This is a genomic window from Paenibacillus sp. FSL L8-0340 (genome assembly GCF_038593145.1).
GTDB lineage: Bacteria > Bacillota > Bacilli > Paenibacillales > Paenibacillaceae > Paenibacillus_AQ.
The window spans coordinates 3,555,712-3,572,643 of sequence record NZ_CP151967.1 but is presented as its reverse complement, the minus strand read 5'-3'; the positions used below and the strand labels follow the sequence as shown (position 1 = coordinate 3,572,643).

Here is a 16,932-nt window from a genome sequence, read left to right as displayed (position 1 = left end):
TGAAACTTGATAATCCTATTTAATGAAAATATAATGAATTTGATAAGCACCAAACTAATAAACCTATGGAGGACCTATGAACCTCAACATTCATGAACGGCTGGATCCCGTCTTTGAGACCTTGGGATTGCTCTACGTCAGTTACCATGTGGAGACTTACAAGAAAGGGACGATTGAAGACCTGAACAAATTCGGGCTGGACGGAGAAGCCTTCTACAGCAAACATTTGAAAATAGTAGACAAGTACATACATACCTTTCTTAAATATCGTGTGCTTGATAAGGATGCGGACTTTTTTTTCGGGGATGAAAATGACTCCTTCTTCTCTGTTCTCCATCTGCTGCTCAGTGAAAATAAGGCTTGGCTAAACTCACTTGCAGAAGTGCCGGATGAGGTGCTCCATGAAGAAATATGGAAGACCCTGCTCGGCATGGAAGTCATGCAAAATTACCAACTCCAGAAAACCTCACCATCCGGAATTCTATCTTTGGCTGATATTATCACCTTCCTGAGCGACAGTCCTCTTGAAGAAGGGATGAAATGGAAGATGTTGAGGCTGCTGCAGCAGCCGCGTACACAAATCCTGGCGCTTGCCCGGATCATCAACAATAACTTGTCTGCATTTGAGCAGGTGAGCCGGGAACTGGAGAAGCCGCTGAATAAGCTGATTTCCAAGTATGTTCAATCCGTGCAAAGGCAGGACGATGTACAATTTATTAAACTGGTGGAGATGTTCAGCGATGCACCCTCTGTCCATCCATCCTTAATTGTTCCGCTTGGACAGGTGATGTTCGCCAAGCATTGCTACTATGGCCTGTTCGTCGATCTGCTTCCGGTAGCCAGCAAGGGCCATGCCGATTCTAAAGATTTTCTGCTGCTTCGGATGAAGGCACTCGGGGATAACAGCAAACTGCAAATCCTGGGGTCGCTCAAGGTCAGTCCGAAATACAATCTGGAAATTGCAGATCAGATGGGCTTATCAGCTGCCACCATGTCTCATCATATGAATGTGCTGCTGGCCTGCGGTATGGTCGGAATTGAGAAAAAAAACGGCAAGGTGTATTATCACCTGGACTCAGAAAACTTGCGGCAATTAATTGCTGACCTGGAGCATTTTCTGCTTTAGCATTGACAGACTTCCCGAGAGGTTTTAGCGGGAAGTTTTTTTGCACACGAATAAGATTATCATCTAATATGTTTGACTTGTTTATTATATATATGATACTGTCATCTTATAAATTTAATGATAATCTAATTCTAGGAGTTGGCTATTTGATGAAACATTCCATCCGCCAAAACAAAATGCTGCTCGCGGTTACCCTGTTGTTCAGCATCATTACCTCGGCAGCAGGCGTACTGGTTGCGATCATTCTGCAAAAGGTAATCAATGCCGCCATGCAGGGTGACATGCTGCTTTTCAAAAGGATTCTGTTCCTGTCGGTTGCTTATTTGCTGCTGCTAAGCTTGTTCGGTTTCATATATGCCATTTGCAGCAAAGCCTTGATCCGCAATCTGACCCTTTCACTGAGGGAGCGGGTATTCCGTGGAGTATTCCGCAGAAATGCAGAAGAATTCACTTCGTCCAATACGGCTGATTATTTGTCGGCACTCACCAATGACATCAAACTGCTGGAGGATAACTATATCCAACCCCTGCTGCTTACCCTGCAGAATGTTGTGGTTTTTGCAGCCTCCCTCATTGCACTCCTCTACCTGAGCCCGCTGGTTACCTTGATTCTGGTGGTATGCATGATTCTGATGTTTGCCGTCCCTTCTCTCTTCGGCAAAGCTCTGCAGGACAAACAAAGCGCCGTATCTGCCCGGATGTCCATTTTCACCACTAGCGTTAAGGATTTATTATCGGGTTATGAAGTGATCAAATCCTATGCCATGGGCAAACACACGGAGCAGAAATTTCAACAGGAGAACAGCGCGGCCGCAAACACCCGTTTTGCCGCTGACCGGCTGTTTGCCGCCAATGAGAGCCTCTCCGAAACGCTGGCCATTCTCACCCAGTTTTCAGTAGTCTTTATTGCCGCTTATCTGATTATTTCCGGAGACTTCTCAGCGGGGAGCCTGGTTGCCCTTGTCCAGCTGAGCGGCGGTTTTGTAGGACCTGTACTGGTCGTGATGCAGAATCTGCCCAAAATTCAAGGTGTCAAACCTGTAGTGCAACGGATCAATGATCTGGCAAGCGAAGAGGCACAGCCGAAGTCAGGTTTGCTCGAACCTGTGTTCAACGAGAATCTGGAGATCAGCCGCTTACACTTTGCCTATCAGCAAGGAAATCAGGTGCTTTCGAACATCAATCTTTCCCTGCAAAAAGGAAAAAAATATGCACTGGTTGGGCGAAGCGGCTGCGGTAAATCTACACTTGTTAAACTGCTTAGCGGGTATTATGACAGGTATGAAGGCTCCATCACCCTGGATGGTATCAACCTCAAACAGCTTAACCCAGAGCGGCTGCAGCAAATGACAGCGACCATCCATCAGAATGTCTATATGTTCGATACAGACATTAAGCAGAATATTTGCTTGCATGAGGAATTCTCCGAGGTAGTTATGGAAACTGCCCTTCATACCAGCGGAGTCCATAAGTTTGTGGAGAAGATGCCCAGTGGACTGCTGACCACCGTTGGTGAGAACGGCTCACAGCTCTCCGGCGGCCAGCGGCAGCGGATTGCCGTTGCCCGGGCGCTGATCCGCAGCAAACCGATCCTTATTCTGGATGAGGGAACTTCCGCAATTGATATGCAGACCGCTTATGAAATCGAAAGCAGACTGCTCACGCTTAAAGAGCTGACCTTAATTACGATAACCCATAATATGAATGAGGAATTGTTGGGATTGTATGATGAAATTATCTATATGGAGAACGGACGAATCGCCGAGGTTGGCAGCTTCCAGGAGCTTCGAGCACGCGGTGGCGGATTTGCAGCCTTTTGCTCAATGCATAAGGAGGATGTTGTGGAGGCGCTTCAAGCATAATCATATGAGATCATAGAAACAGCCAGCTCTCCATAAACCGGAGACTGGCTGTTTTCCTGTTGAGAAATGCAGTTAATTTTAATGGTAGCTATGCCATGCGTATCCAAACTGCTCTTGTCCAAGCCAGTTGAAACCCGGCCCGTTCCATATTGTTCTGGCTTGTAGAACCAAAACCCGCCTGAGCCGTTATGAGCCGACAACCTGCCAAGTGGGCCTCATGCATCCTCTTGTGCAATAATGCAGTCTGGATCCCCCTGTTTCTGTATTCCGGAATTGTTGCGGCGAGTGTGCAGGAGGCGATATCGCCGTTTATATGCATCGCAGCCACTCCTGCCGGAAGCCCCTCCCAATAACCTGCGAAAAGCTTCCACCCCGGCCTATTCAGCAATCCTATGTTATTATTCACGAAATGAAACTTATCGGACAACGCCATGCCGGAAGCCAGGCAATGGATTTCTGCATAAGTGTCAAAGGAATTTACGTTATCAATTTCGACAATTGTTATCTTGGATGGAAGTTCAGACGGCGTTTGACACGGCAGCCCATACAGTACAGCATGAAACCCACTCTGGTAAAGTCCATGATCGGCTAACCCTTTAAAAAGTATGGGGCTGCAATGAACAGGATCCACATCGATCTGGAAAGCTCTGTCTTTGGCAGCATAAAATCGGATGATCTCCTCCAGCTTGTCCACGTCCTGATCAGAGATCCCCTTAACGGAATTAAACAGGCTCCATGGCATGGTTCTGATATAGAAACCAGTGGTGTGGCCGAAACGGACAATCTCAACACCCTCCGGGTTACCTTCGCGTTCGCGGATGGAGTTAATTCTTGAGGTTAAATAGGCAATTTCTGACTGCTGGATTTGTTCAGCAAGACCTTGGTTCAAGACTGGCAGCTTCATGAAAGATCACTTCCTATGATGGATTTGAGTTTCGCTTCAGTATTTCAATTACTCCCCGTTTTGCATCTACCTGTACTTCATCACCATTCTGGAGAAGACTTGTCGCAGCCTCTACCTGAACAATCGCCGGAATGCCCATCTCCCGGGCAAAAATAGCTCCGTGCGATAAGAAACCGCCCACTTCAGTTACGATAGCTGCACAGGCCAAGATCGCATAAGTCAGATTGGGCGTCAGGATTGGAGCTACGATGACCGCATTTTCCGGAATCAGATTGTAGCTTTCCCGGTCCAGCGGATTCATTAATTTAAAGACCTTTCCACTTCTGCATCCTTGCGCCACAGCTACCCCCTGCAGCTTTTGGTCTTCGGACACCTTCCGCGCATTTCCGGGCTTCAGAAGTAATGGAGGGTTAATTGCTGCTGCGGCGGCAAAGCTTTTTTCCCGTTGAAGGAGTTCCGTTTCTTCCACACTTTGGCGGGAACCGGAGATCAGTTCATATATTTCATCGGGATAGAGGAAAAATATAGACTCCCTGCTTTCTATTTTGCCGCAGTCTACTAATCGCTGAGCGATTTCGAGCAAGATTCTTCTAATAGAGGATGCACCTTTCTGGAGCAAATAATCGTCATCTTCTGTTCGGATCACGTAGGCTCTATACTCTGTTAACAGCCTATGAAATTCCGTTTTCTCGTCATGCTCCATCCGTTGCCCAATCCTGGCAGCAGCCTCTTCCCAGCTCTCCGGACCTTTCTCCTCATGAGATACCTTACGGGTATGGAGTTCAGCAGTGATTCTGGACAACAACGTTTCCGGACTCTCGGCCAGGGTCTTCAGGTGCAGTCCCAAGGGATGCGGAAGCTCGTAGCCGTACTGGGAAATGAAAGCAGCGAATTGGTCTGCCCATGGATGAGGTTCACTGCTACTAACCTTGTTGCACAGTTCTCCAAAGTCAGGATATTTCCGCGCAGAGTTTACCAACTGGTTAAGCTGCAACGTTTTTTGATACGTGATCGTGTTCACTTCTCCAATCAGCGAGGACAATAAAAGCGGTACGTCTGCATTCTCTCCAGCATAGCGGCTGACGAGCTGTTCCAGCTCCTTCCCTATGATGCGTCGTGCCATGAACCAGTCCCGGTTCAAATACTCACTCACATAAGACCGGTTAATCTCTACCCGAACAGCTGTCTTCTCCCATAAGTCCTCAAGTGAGGCATGCGTAATATTTTCGTTCAGCTGTTGATCGAAGATCGGCTCGTATCTGTTTCTAAGCGCCTGCCATGTAAGCAGCATGCTTGTCCCGTCGTCCGGTTGTGAAGGCGCAGCGGCACCAACGTTCTTTTTCATACTGATGTAAGGGTAATGCTGAACGAACCGTATATCCCAATAAGGCATTTGAAAATAATTGCCCGGATCCAACTTCTTTACTAACGGAGTAACGGGTTCCGTGCACTGATCAAGAAGAAACCAGTCCTCTTCAAGGAAGGAGTCAGGGATATGTGCAAAATCGTAGTCCCACGAATCGGTATGGACTCCGGTTGTTACAGGACGAACCTGAAGCCAGTAAAGCGATTTGTTCTTGATGCAAAACTCCATATCCACCTGCTGCCGCATTAGCTCTTTTGCTTTCATAATCCATGGTTCCATATGCAGCAGGAGCTGTTCAAACAGTGGGCTGGAATCGCTCCATCTGCCTTCCCGGTAATGGACCATTGGATTGGCGTCCCCGCCCACTAGTGCTTCTCCTCTTCCTTCTACAAGTTCAATGATTATTTCGGATTCTCCCGTAAGCGGGTTGCAGGAAAACAGAACACCAGAATAATCCGGTTCAATAAATGTCTGAATGATTACAGGAATTGACCCCTCATGCACTTCAGCAACTGCAGCCGGCAGCTGAGTGGAATATTGAATAATTACGGTCTTGTATTGACCAGCCATGGACTTCGTTCCGCCGTCTTCGTCGATTGCCGTGGATCGGACGGCCCAGCCGTCAGCGGAAGGAAGCATTCTCTCCAGACGCTCAGACAGTCGATTCAACTTCTGCTGCAGTTCAGCTTCCGAACATGCGAAATAAGTTTGGGAAAGCACTACACCATCGGGCACGCTGAATTGTTCGTTTATTAGCTTGGACAAATTCAAGGCTTTGTTGCCAACTTCCGCTACTTTTAAACCCAGAGATTTCAATGATAACTCCAAGTCGCAATCCTCCTTTTATTAAACTTAATTATACATGAAACTTCCGCGCATCCCCCCGTCCTTTTGCCTGTGGTTGATGACCGATGACTTACATACGATATCCTATGTGCTGAAGGCTGCGGAATGATCCATTCCCGTAAGACAGGCAATAAGCGTGTAAAGCTATACTTCCACTATTAGAACGAGGTGACCTGCTGATGCTGTCCAAGAAAGCCGCGACCACCAAAAAACCAATTACCATTGCAAGCAAATGGTCCAAAACAAAAATGCTGCTTAATCATTCACGGCTCCGCCAATTCGTGCCCGATAGCCGGATCTATTCGTATGAAGCCCTGCAGTCCATGCTTAACAAGCATAAGATGGTATATGTAAAGCCTGTCAAAGGAACCGGAGGAAATGGTGTAATCAAAGTAATTAAGTATAGTGAACATAAATATGCCTATCACGTAGGCGAGACTCCCCGTTATTTTAAAACTTACGGCGCTCTGTTCACTTCGCTCGGCAGCAGTAAATTAAAGCGTGAATATTTGGTTCAGCAAGGAATAAATCTGCTTACTTATCAAAATCGTATCTTTGATGTGCGCATTATGACGCAAATGAACAGCACGAACCATTGGGAATGTACCGGATATATCGGGCGAATGGCACATCCCAAGAAAATCGTTACGAATTTCCACAATAGCGGAAAACCGCTTCCTCTGGAAACGCTGCTTAGCCCTTACCTGCAAGGAGACAAGAAAAAAGACTATATCAAAGGATTAAAAGCTTTAGGAGATCAGGTGGCAAAAGAATTCCATAAAAACCATAGCGGATTTAAGGAAATAGGCCTGGATATTGGATTGGATTCTGCTTTGAAGCCATGGATTATTGAGGTAAATACCCGGCCGGATGCTTATATCTTTAATCAATTGAAGGATAAAACGATGTTCCGCAGAGTGATCTACCTTAAAAAGTGGCATAAATTATTGAATTCTGGCAAGAAAGTTGTCAAATAAGGTGAACACTACCGGGTATAAAAAAGGTTGAACTTGAGCGCCCTCTTTGGCTCTGTTCAACCTTTTTTTGGATTGCAAAAAATGATAGGATATACTGGTTAAGGTGTGAACTGAATCGGGATTTGAGGAGAGCAGATGGATGAATAAACTGGTGTTTTTTCTGGGACCGGCAGGTGCGGGCAAAACGACGCTGGCCAAAGCTGTAGCCTCGCGCCGCAAAGCCGCCTTCTTCGATATGGACATTCTGCTGCGGCCGGCGGCAGACGCCATTATGACCATGCATGGACTGGACCCGACAGACAGAGATTCGGCAGAATATAAAAGACTTTGCCGAGACCTCGGTTACCGCATTACGATGGACGCCGCGCTTGATAATATCGGCCTGAATAGCGATGTATTCGTGGTTGGACCCTTTACTAAGGAAGCCGCCGACCCAGACTGGATTAGCAATGAGCTGTCCCAGATCGGTCTTACGTTGCCCGAGGTTGAGGTCAAGGTTGTCCTGGTCGGACTGGCCAACGAGGATTTGTACCGGGAACGTATTCAAGGCAGGCACTCGTCTTTGGATGACTGGAAATTTCAGCATTGGCAGGAATTCCGCTCTTCGCTTGGCAGCCGCACTGTCGCGTGGCCGCTGCCCGCGTCGAATGTCGCAATGATCGACAACTCAAATCCGGAGATCGAAGATACAGTAAGGACAGTTGAGCATTTTATTTATGCAGCACAATGAGCAGACGAAAGGCAGCCGTGGGCTGCCTTTTTTTTGTAATGTAGTATTCATGAAAGGTCCGCTTATATCCCCCCCTGTATTCACCTTTAATCCAAACCATGCAATCGTTTAAAATCCTCAGGCTTCATCCCTGTCATCCGTTTAAACACTGCACAAAAGTAGCTGGCATTCTCAAAACCGACATCCCGGGCAATTTCGTAGATTTTTTTACCGCGAACGTTAAACATTAATTGCTTGCTCCGGTTAATCCGCTGTTTATTAATGTACGTTACCGGCCGCTCATGAACCGTGTGCTGAAACAGCCGGCACAAATACTGCGGCGATACCGCTGCTACTTCTGCCAGTTCTTTTAACTGCAGCGGCCGGTGCAGATGGAGTTCTATATGCCGCAGGACGGGCTTAATCCGTTCCATTTCATCTTCCTCATTGGAAGAAGGCAGCAGCTTGCGTTTCAGATCCAGCAGCAATGCGTACAGCAGCTTGGAGCATTCCAGATCATCTTCAAGCGGATGTTCATTAGACAAAAGAAGCATCTCCCGCAAAGGCTCCAAAAGTGCTTCGTCCCTTAATCTCCCGGGTCCAGACTCGCGTATTCCCGCGTACATCAGCATCTGGGCAGCTTCTCTGCCGCTAAATGAAATCCACGCCAGCTTCCATTCTCTGCTAACCGGAGTATAGAAATGCGGAATTTCAGGATATAGAAAAAACACATCCCCGGGGCCTACGATGTAACTTTTGTCATTAATATTCAGTTCACCTTTGCCTTCAAGCACCTGATGCATCTGATAATCCGGAAAACCAGCCGGACGCAAAGTTTCGGCCTGATGCTCCCAATATCCGATGGTTGTGGCATATAAGGGCAGCAGCATCGTCTCATCAGTCTGGCAAAAAATCATTTTGCTTTTCACGAGGATTCTCCTTTCCTAATTGTTGCTTCTATATTAGCCTTCATTTCTAGCGAAAGAAAGCCCAATTTAGTTTCATATTGTGTTATTTGATAAGAATATCATTATATATACCTTGAGCCTTTCTCATTCTATAATATGAATATAACAATATAAGGAGATGTTAAAGTGCGTAAGAAGCTAGTCTATCAGCCACCTGCCAACGGATATCCCGAATGGAATAACAATCCGGAGATTTTTCAATTGAACCGAATGGAAGCGCATGCTTCGATGATGTCTTTCCCGACTGCTGAGCAAGCACTCCAAGGAAATAAACAATCCTCCTCCCGTTATCAATCGTTGAACGGCACTTGGAAATTCGCCTTTGCCGAAACTCCTGAGAAACGCAGCAAGGATTTCTATAAATCAGATTATGACAACAGCAGTTGGGCGGATATTCCTGTTCCTTCCCATTGGCAATTTCAGGGCTATGATTACCCTCAATATACCAATGTGCGGTATCCTTGGGCAGAGTCAGAACCGGATTTGAAGCCCCCTTTTGCCCCTACTTTATATAATCCTGTAGGTTCCTATGTACGTACATTTGATGTACCGCAAGCTTGGGACGGCCAGCCTGTATTCCTCAGCTTCCAGGGTGTGGAGTCTGCTTTTTATGTATGGGTGAACGGAGAACTGGTCGGCTATGGTGAAGATACCTTTACCCCGTCGGACTTCGATATTACAGCTTATCTGCAAGCAGGAGAGAATAAGCTGGCCGTTGAGGTGTACCGCTGGTGTGATGCGAGCTGGCTGGAAGATCAGGATTTCTGGCGGCTTAGCGGCATTTTCCGCGACGTTTATTTGTATACCGCACCTCCCGTACGTGTTGCCGACTTTTGGGCCCGGACCGATCTGGACAACGAGTTTGTGCATGCGGAGCTGAACGTGGACATCAAAGTGGAAGATTACTTTAGCCGCAAAGCTGGAGATTACTCGCTGCAAATGCAGCTTTATGACAACAATGGCCAAAAGGTCTGGGCAGCTCCGGTTGCTGCTGCAGTATCTTTTCAGGAAGGAGATTTGCAGCAGCTTAAACTGTCGGCACCTGTAGCTCAGCCTCATAAATGGAGTGCGGAGAAGCCATACCTTTACACCTTGGTGATCTCGCTAGTGGATGGTCAGGAGATCGTTCAAGAGGCGGTCAGCACAAAGGTTGGCTTCCGCTCCTTCGAGATTAGAGACGGCTTAATGAAGATTAACGGGAAACGGATCGTACTGAAAGGCACTAACCGGCATGAGTTCTCTTGTGACACTGGGCGCGCATTGTCTGTAGAGGATATGATCCGCGATATTCATCTGATGAAATCCCATAACATTAATGCGGTACGGACCTCTCATTATCCCAATCAGTCAGTTTGGTATGAGTTGTGTGACGAATACGGTCTCTATGTAATCGACGAAACCAATCTGGAGACACACGGCAGCTGGCAATATGGACAACAAGAGCTGCATGAGGGGAATGTTCCCGCGAGCAAGCCGGAATGGCGCGCCAATGTCATCGACCGCTGTAATTCCATGATGCAACGGGACAAAAATCATCCATCCGTTATCATCTGGTCACTCGGTAATGAGTCCTTTGGCGGCGATAATTTTATTGCCATGCATGACTATCTGCGGGCAGCCGATCCTACCCGTCCTGTTCATTATGAAGGTATTTTTCATTACAGACCTTCGGAAGCGGCGAGCGATATCGAGTCTACGATGTACATTAAGCCTGCCGGCGTTGAACAATATGCGACAAACAATCCGCAGAAGCCTTATATCCTCTGTGAATACAGCCATGCTATGGGCAATTCCTGCGGCGGACTGCATCTCTACACCGATATGTTCGACAAATATGATGTGTTCCAAGGCGCATTCATCTGGGACTGGGTGGATCAGGCCATCCGTACTACAACTCCAGAGGGGATTGAATATCTGGCGTACGGCGGCGATTTCGGTGAATCCCCACATGACGGGAACTTTAGCGGCAACGGCCTGCTGTTTGCGGACCGGACTGTAACTCCTAAGCTGCTTGAGGTCAAAAAATGCTATCAGAATATAAAAGTCACCGCCCAGGATCTTCAGAAAGGTCTTTATCAAATCCGCAATAACTTCTTATTTACGGATATCGAAGAATATGATTTACATTGGAAGATTGAATTGGAAGGCGTAACTTCGCAAGAGGGCTCTCTGCGGATTGCCGCTGCACCGGGGGAGACTGTCGATTGTATCATTCCGTATGAGCTTAGTTCCATAACCAATGATAAAGAAGCAGTGCTGACCTTGTCCTTCATTCAACCTGCTGCAGCAGCATGGGCAGGTGCCAACCATGAGGTTGCATGGGAACAGTTCATTCTAGTTCCAAGAGTTGCAGGAAGTCTTCCCGCTCCAGCAGGAGATCCCCTTCGCATCACTCAGCAAGAGGAAGCATTGATCATTGCAGGAGCTGACTTTTCATTTTCTTTCAATACGGCAACCGGAGATTTGTTCTCTTATCAAGTCTTGGGCAAAGAACGCCTAATTGAGCCTGCAAGACCGAATTTCTGGAGAGCCGTCACCGATAATGATCTTGGCAACCATCTGCAGGAACGTTCCGCAGTCTGGAGAAAGGCTTCCTATGAACGTAGCCTTGTTCAATTTACTACCCGGACTCAAGAGAATCTTTGTTTCGTATCGGCAACCTACTTGCTGCCCACAAATCCAGTGTCCACTCTACTGGTCACCTATGAAATCCGTCCTGACGGATCTGTGGAGATTTCGCAGGAACTGAACCCGGGCAGCAGCTCGCTGCCGGAAATCCCAGAGTTCGGAATGCTGTTTGTGCTGGATGGAAGCCTGGACACTGTGTCATGGTACGGACGCGGACCACATGAGAACTATTGGGACCGGCAAACTGGAGCCCGTCTGGGACGCTTTAGCGGCAAAGTCAGTGAACAGTTCACTCCTTACCTCAAGCCGCAGGAATGCGGGAACAAGACAGGTGTCAGATATGCTTCAGTTACAGAAGGCAACAATGGATCAGGGATCCATATTGAAAATGCAACATCGCTGGAAATCAACGTACTCCCTTGGAAACCAGAAGAACTGGAAGCCAGCGATCACGTCTATAAATTGCCGGCTTCGGATAAAACCGTGCTGAGGGTCAATTACAGGCAAATGGGTGTCGGCGGGGACGACAGCTGGGGTGCACCGACGCATGAACAGTTCACTCTGCCTGCAAACCGGCCGTACAGCTTCCGCTTCACGCTCGCTCGAATTTAATCTACTGTTGCACCAACAAACGAGATATCCGCTTAGCGGAATCTCGTTTGTTGGTTTAGGAAAAACGTAAAAACCACCTTCTCTTGCAGCCGTTTGTGAACACATGGGCGGAATCCCCATACTATGGGGATATAAGTATTCAGGGGAGGTTAGATTGTATGTATTCTTATGGGGGCTTTGGCCCCTCCGCAAATAGAACGTCTTACGCATGGCCCAATATGGCTCCTGCAAATGCAGGACAGGTGATCTGCTTGACCAAAGCTCAGATTGAATTCAAAAACCATATGCGCTTATTATGGGAGCAGCATGTGGCTTGGACACGAATGGCTATCACTAGCCTTGTTTTCGGATTGCCCGATACCGATGTGGTACTGGCGCGCCTTCTGCAGAATCCGACGGATATGGGGAACGCGCTTAAGCCCTTTTACGGGGAGAGTATAGCTAATGCTTATGCCAATCTTATCAAGGAACACTTGTTAATCGCCGCTGATCTTGTCAAGGCTGCGAAAGCAGGTGATACTAACGCAGTTGCCGCCGCAGAGAAAAAATGGTTTGCCAATGCGGATCAAATTGTTGAATTCCTTGCCCGTATTAATCCATATTTTCCAAAAGAGGCGTTCAGGCAAATGTTCTATTCGCACCTGGCTTTGGTTAAAGCAGAAGCAGTATCGATGTTGAACAAGGACTACAAGATGAGTGTCCAGCTGTATGACCGTATCGAGCGTGAAGCGTTGATGATGGCGGATATGATAAGCAATGCTATACTCATCCAATTCCCGCAGATGGTATAAACCGGATTATAGCTTTTTAAGCCTAACAAAAGCCCTCAATGCTCGCTTCAAAGCGGAAACCAGAGGGCTTCTTGGTTATACAGACTCTTGCATATTATACTGAAAAAGAGTCCGATACAGCACGTTGCGGCTCCATAATTCGCTGTGGCTTCCACGGTCCGCAATACATCCGTCTTCAAGCAGAATAATCTGGTCTGCCCGTATCACAGAGGAAAGGCGGTGTGCGACGATAATCATCGTCCGCTCGCCAGATAGATTATCAAGCGTGCGGTTAATCTCGGTCTCGGATTCATGGTCCAGCATAGAGGTCGCTTCATCCAATAGGATGATCTCTGCTTTCGATAGTAGAACTCGTGCCATAGCCAACCGCTGCTTCTGTCCGCCGGAGAGCTGGACACCTTTTTCACCGATAACCGTGTCATAATTCTGCGGCAGCTTCGTGATGAATTCGTCCATATTTGCCAGACGGCAGGCAGTCCGTATCTCTTCTACTGTTGCCTTCGGCCGGGCAAGCCTTACATTGTCCTGTATCGACATATTGAATATGGCCGGGTCCTGCATCACTACGCCAAGGGTCCGGTGCAGCACCGTTTCATCCACATCACGAAGCTCTTTGCCTGAGATTTGGATGTTCCCCTGCTCAGGTTCGTACATCCCTAACAATAGCTTCACAATAGTACTTTTCCCCGAACCGCTTCTGCCTACGATTGCTACTTTTGCTCCGGCTTCGATATCAAAGGATACCTCTCGCAGAACCATCTTCGTCATATCACTGTATTTGAAAGATACATTGTTGAAGCTTAGGATATCCGATTTAGCTTGATTAGCTTCCTTTGAACTGGTTGTGCTGGTTCTACTGCGCTTGACAGGCGCTTCTTCCAGAATAGCCTGCACTTTCTCCAGACCCGGCAGTTCGGCAGTAAATTTCATATCAAGATCATTGATGATGCCGAGCTGCGTGAACATTTGCTCATAATACTTCATGAACACTAACAGGCTTCCGATCGTCATCTCGCCGTGCAGGATGAGCAGCCCTCCGATGAAATACAGGTTCATCCGCGTAATGAAAAAATCCTTGAAGGCTTGAAGCGCGCGGTTTCCGAACCAATACATATGCTGCTGGAAAAATGATTTACTGATGGCATGCCAATACTCGGTAAATTTCAGCGACATCCGCTTCTCCATATGATTGGCTTTGATCTCACGCCAGCCCTGAATGGCGGTCTGCAGCCAGCCTTCATACTGCCCATAGATATTCCGGTTGGTTTCAGCAGCTTTCCGGGCACCTTTGCCAAGTTTCCTGGTGATCCAGAAGGAGACCGGAACCATCAGCAGACCGAATAAAGCAAGCTTCCAGCTGAACCAGATCATCAGCCCTGCACCGACCAGTATCATTGCACAGCTATAAGCGTATTCCAGCGCCTGAACCTTGAACAAACGATTTACGGACTCTACATCCTGATCCATTCGGGCTTTCAGATCTCCCGTATTCATCTGTTCATATTTCCTGAACGGCAAACGCATATAACTGCTCCATACCTCAAGACGTACGGCGAAGGTCAGCCTGTTGGAAAGCTTGTTCCCGATTGCCGTTTGTCTCCCAAGAACAACTGTTTCCGCAATATAAATTGCGGCGTAGCCCCCGCAGACATACCATAGCTTACTAAGGTGCTGGCCGACCATTACCTCATCCACGAGCAGCTTGAACAACAATGGCGTGATCATCCCCAGAGCAAGCAGCAGCACCTTAAAGACGATAAGGGACAGCCATTCCTTACGTTGGTCCACCCATTGAGCTTTAAACGCAAGGACCCACTGCAACCTGATTCTGATATTATGAAAAGACTTGTTCATCCGCTGTCCCCGCCCCGCTTTCCGAATATTGCTCATAAAAAAGCTGACGATACACGGCACTCTCCGCAAGCAGCTTGCGGTGATGATCGAAGCCGACGATGTGTCCATGATCGAGGACCGCCACCTTATCTGCGGTGATAATTGTTGAAAGCCGATGCGCAATAATTATCGTAGTTGTGTGTTCACCAAGATTTCCCCAGCTGGATTTGATGACCTTCTCCGCTTCCCCGTCCAGTGCAGAAGTGGCCTCGTCAAAAACAAAGATGGGCTGCTGCTTCAGAAACGTCCGGGCGAGTGCAATCCGCTGTTTTTGTCCTCCGGACATGAAGATACCTGAACTTCCCCCTATGGTTGTATGCAGTCCCTGCGGAAGCTCACGCACATATTCGGCAATAAATGCTTGCTCACAAGCATCCCATAATTCATTGTCAGTCCGGAATGAGCTTCCCCATAGCAGATTCTCCCGAACGGTCCCTTCAAAGAGAAAGGGCTCTTGAAAAGAAACGCTGACAGCCTTGCGCAGCGATTTCAAATCACAGTCAAGAATGGAGGTGCCGTCAATGAGGATGTCTCCCCCGGAAGGCTTGTATAATCCGAGCAGCAGTGAAATAAGCGTGCTTTTGCCCCCGCCGCTTTTTCCTACAATGGCTACCGTTTGCCCGCCTTCTATCCGCAGATTCACATTTTGCAGCACAGGTGTTTCCGGGCGGTAACCAAACAAAACATCCTTAAATTCAATCAAGCCCTTCGTTACCACAATCTTCGGTCCGCCCGGATTCTGATCCTCTTCCTCCTCTTGCAGCAGCTGGAACACGCGCTCAATCGAAACCTTGTTCTGCTGGATCCGGCTGTTGGCTCCGCTCATATTTTTCAGCAGCCCGCTGCCCTTGGAGAAATATTCAATAATGGCAATAAATGCGCCAATCGTTAAGTGGCCGTTTACGATCATGAAGCTGGCAGTTATGTATAAGGTCAGATCAGAGCCCAGGGTGATTAGACTGACGGCTCGTTCCGAAATGAAATCGATCCGGCTGGATTGATTCTTGAGACGCATATATTTAATTAAATGACTCACAAAAACTCGCGTGCTGTATTTCCCGGCACCAAGCAGCCGCACATCGCGCAGCCCCGCCAGCATCTCGACACACCAGCTCATGAACTGGCCGTACTGTTCACGCTGATTGGTGAGCCGGGATTTCATTGCCCGGCTGAAGCTCATGATGGTAAACACAACGACCGGAATTACAACAAGCATCAATAAACCCAAATACACATTGGCAACCATTACAAAAGCAATTGCCGTCACCATCCGGATGCTGTTGGCCGTCAGGTAAAAAATATTCCAATGAATCAGATTCATGACTTCGTCAGCATCGCGGTTGATGACTGCCATAAGTTCACCGGATTTACTCCGGGTGAAAAAGGCAGGCCGCAACGACATCAGCTTGTCATACAGCTTCTTCCGGATATCGAATGAAAATCTAGTAACCAGATACGACCACACACTGTTTAGAACGGTATGCAGCAGCTGCTCGGACAAAAAGATCATCCCATAACCGATGACAATAAAGATTAAGAATTGAAGATTCCGGTGATAGAAAACCTCATCCACCAGCAATCCAAAGATAAAGGGATATAACATACCGATTACGGAGGTTACCAGGATACAAATAAACAGATTGATAAAACTCCATTTATAAATGCGGATAATCGGCCAGAGAGTCTGCAGCTGGCTGCGCATCGAACGGTTCATTCCACCGCTCCTTTCTTAAACAGCTTGGCGAATACAGTTTTTTGGCCCTGGGGAAGCTCAACATAAACGGGCGGTTCAGCAGACTCCGTATCGGACTCCTTCTTGGCCCGTGTCCAATCTGAAGCAGTCACTTCAATATCAAGCCTGTCTGCATCTGTTGATGAATCAACATTTAGAACGGTTCCTTCGTAACGATCTCCACTTTCCTTTATGTACCAGGTAATCTTGTCTTGCATATGCAGCTGAGTATAATTATTGTTCCCCTGCACAGTAATTAACGTTGACTCCCCCTTCTCCACATGAGCACCAGTAACCGCCCAATAGCTCTGGATACGAATGCTGTTCATCAGAAGATACATCCCCATAGCCAATCCGACAATAATGAAGAGTGCCGCAATTGGCGTTTTGATAAACGTGAATGTATAGAGCTTCCATAGCCGTTTATGCATAATCCACCTTCCAATTTAATTGATATAATGAGAAAATTGTGGCCTAAATCCATATATTAGTGTAATGCTTGACAATCATTTTTGATA

The 16,932-nt window shown here is 47.5% G+C and carries 12 protein-coding genes; 6 read left to right on the top strand and 6 right to left on the bottom strand.

Going from position 1 to position 16,932, the window contains the following annotated elements:
* Positions 1 to 76: 76 nt before the first annotated feature.
* Both NST07_RS16110 and NST07_RS16105 read left to right on the top strand, forming a co-directional pair.
* Positions 77 to 1,126: a metalloregulator ArsR/SmtB family transcription factor gene (locus tag NST07_RS16110; RefSeq protein ID WP_342481862.1), complete on the top strand. Its 1,050-nt coding sequence runs from the start codon at positions 77 to 79 to the stop codon at positions 1,124 to 1,126.
* Positions 1,127 to 1,275: 149 nt separating this feature from the next.
* Positions 1,276 to 2,988 carry an ABC transporter ATP-binding protein gene (locus tag NST07_RS16105; protein WP_342481861.1) on the top strand — a complete coding sequence of 571 codons (1,713 nt, stop codon included), beginning with the start codon at positions 1,276 to 1,278 and terminating at the stop codon, positions 2,986 to 2,988.
* 88 nt (positions 2,989 to 3,076) lie between these two features.
* Here the strand turns inward: NST07_RS16105 and NST07_RS16100 are convergent, their stop codons facing one another.
* Entirely contained in the window at positions 3,077 to 3,892 is an 816-nt protein-coding gene (locus NST07_RS16100; RefSeq protein WP_342481860.1) for a GNAT family N-acetyltransferase, read from the bottom strand.
* Positions 3,893 to 3,905: 13 nt separating this feature from the next.
* Positions 3,906 to 6,086: a PEP/pyruvate-binding domain-containing protein gene (locus NST07_RS16095; RefSeq protein ID WP_342481859.1), complete on the bottom strand. Its 2,181-nt coding sequence runs from the start codon at positions 6,084 to 6,086 to the stop codon at positions 3,906 to 3,908.
* A gap of 197 nt (positions 6,087 to 6,283) precedes the next feature.
* Here NST07_RS16095 and NST07_RS16090 point away from each other — a divergent pair, with 197 nt between their 5' ends.
* The gene (locus tag NST07_RS16090) at positions 6,284 to 7,081 is read left to right on the top strand and encodes a YheC/YheD family protein (protein ID WP_341093042.1); all 798 of its coding nucleotides are present in this window, start codon (positions 6,284 to 6,286) and stop codon (positions 7,079 to 7,081) included.
* A 139-nt stretch (positions 7,082 to 7,220) separates the two neighbouring features.
* Positions 7,221 to 7,811: an AAA family ATPase gene (locus NST07_RS16085; protein ID WP_341093041.1), complete on the top strand. Its 591-nt coding sequence runs from the start codon at positions 7,221 to 7,223 to the stop codon at positions 7,809 to 7,811.
* A gap of 86 nt (positions 7,812 to 7,897) precedes the next feature.
* On the opposite strand, the gene NST07_RS16080 is transcribed toward NST07_RS16085, so the two are convergent.
* Positions 7,898 to 8,719: an AraC family transcriptional regulator gene (locus NST07_RS16080; RefSeq protein ID WP_341093040.1), complete on the bottom strand. Its 822-nt coding sequence runs from the start codon at positions 8,717 to 8,719 to the stop codon at positions 7,898 to 7,900.
* A gap of 165 nt (positions 8,720 to 8,884) precedes the next feature.
* On the opposite strand from NST07_RS16080, the gene NST07_RS16075 reads away from it, so the two are divergent.
* Complete coding sequence (locus NST07_RS16075) at positions 8,885 to 11,998, top strand: glycoside hydrolase family 2 TIM barrel-domain containing protein (protein WP_341093038.1); 3,114 nt, start codon at positions 8,885 to 8,887, stop codon at positions 11,996 to 11,998.
* 218 nt (positions 11,999 to 12,216) lie between these two features.
* Positions 12,217 to 12,789 carry an acetylglutamate kinase gene (locus tag NST07_RS16070; RefSeq protein WP_341097664.1) on the top strand — a complete coding sequence of 191 codons (573 nt, stop codon included), beginning with the start codon at positions 12,217 to 12,219 and terminating at the stop codon, positions 12,787 to 12,789.
* A gap of 75 nt (positions 12,790 to 12,864) precedes the next feature.
* Here NST07_RS16070 and NST07_RS16065 read toward each other — a convergent pair whose 3' ends face one another.
* From NST07_RS16065 to NST07_RS16055, 3 genes are read right to left on the bottom strand one after another with little or no spacing between them, the layout of a single operon-like run.
* Positions 12,865 to 14,577: an ABC transporter ATP-binding protein gene (locus NST07_RS16065; protein ID WP_342481858.1), complete on the bottom strand. Its 1,713-nt coding sequence runs from the start codon at positions 14,575 to 14,577 to the stop codon at positions 12,865 to 12,867.
* 46 nt (positions 14,578 to 14,623) lie between these two features.
* Positions 14,624 to 16,396 carry an ABC transporter ATP-binding protein gene (locus NST07_RS16060; protein WP_341093036.1) on the bottom strand — a complete coding sequence of 591 codons (1,773 nt, stop codon included), beginning with the start codon at positions 16,394 to 16,396 and terminating at the stop codon, positions 14,624 to 14,626.
* Complete coding sequence (locus NST07_RS16055; protein ID WP_341093034.1) at positions 16,393 to 16,845, bottom strand: hypothetical protein; 453 nt, start codon at positions 16,843 to 16,845, stop codon at positions 16,393 to 16,395. The genes NST07_RS16060 and NST07_RS16055 overlap by 4 nt, the downstream gene beginning before the upstream one ends.
* Positions 16,846 to 16,932: the final 87 nt, after the last annotated feature.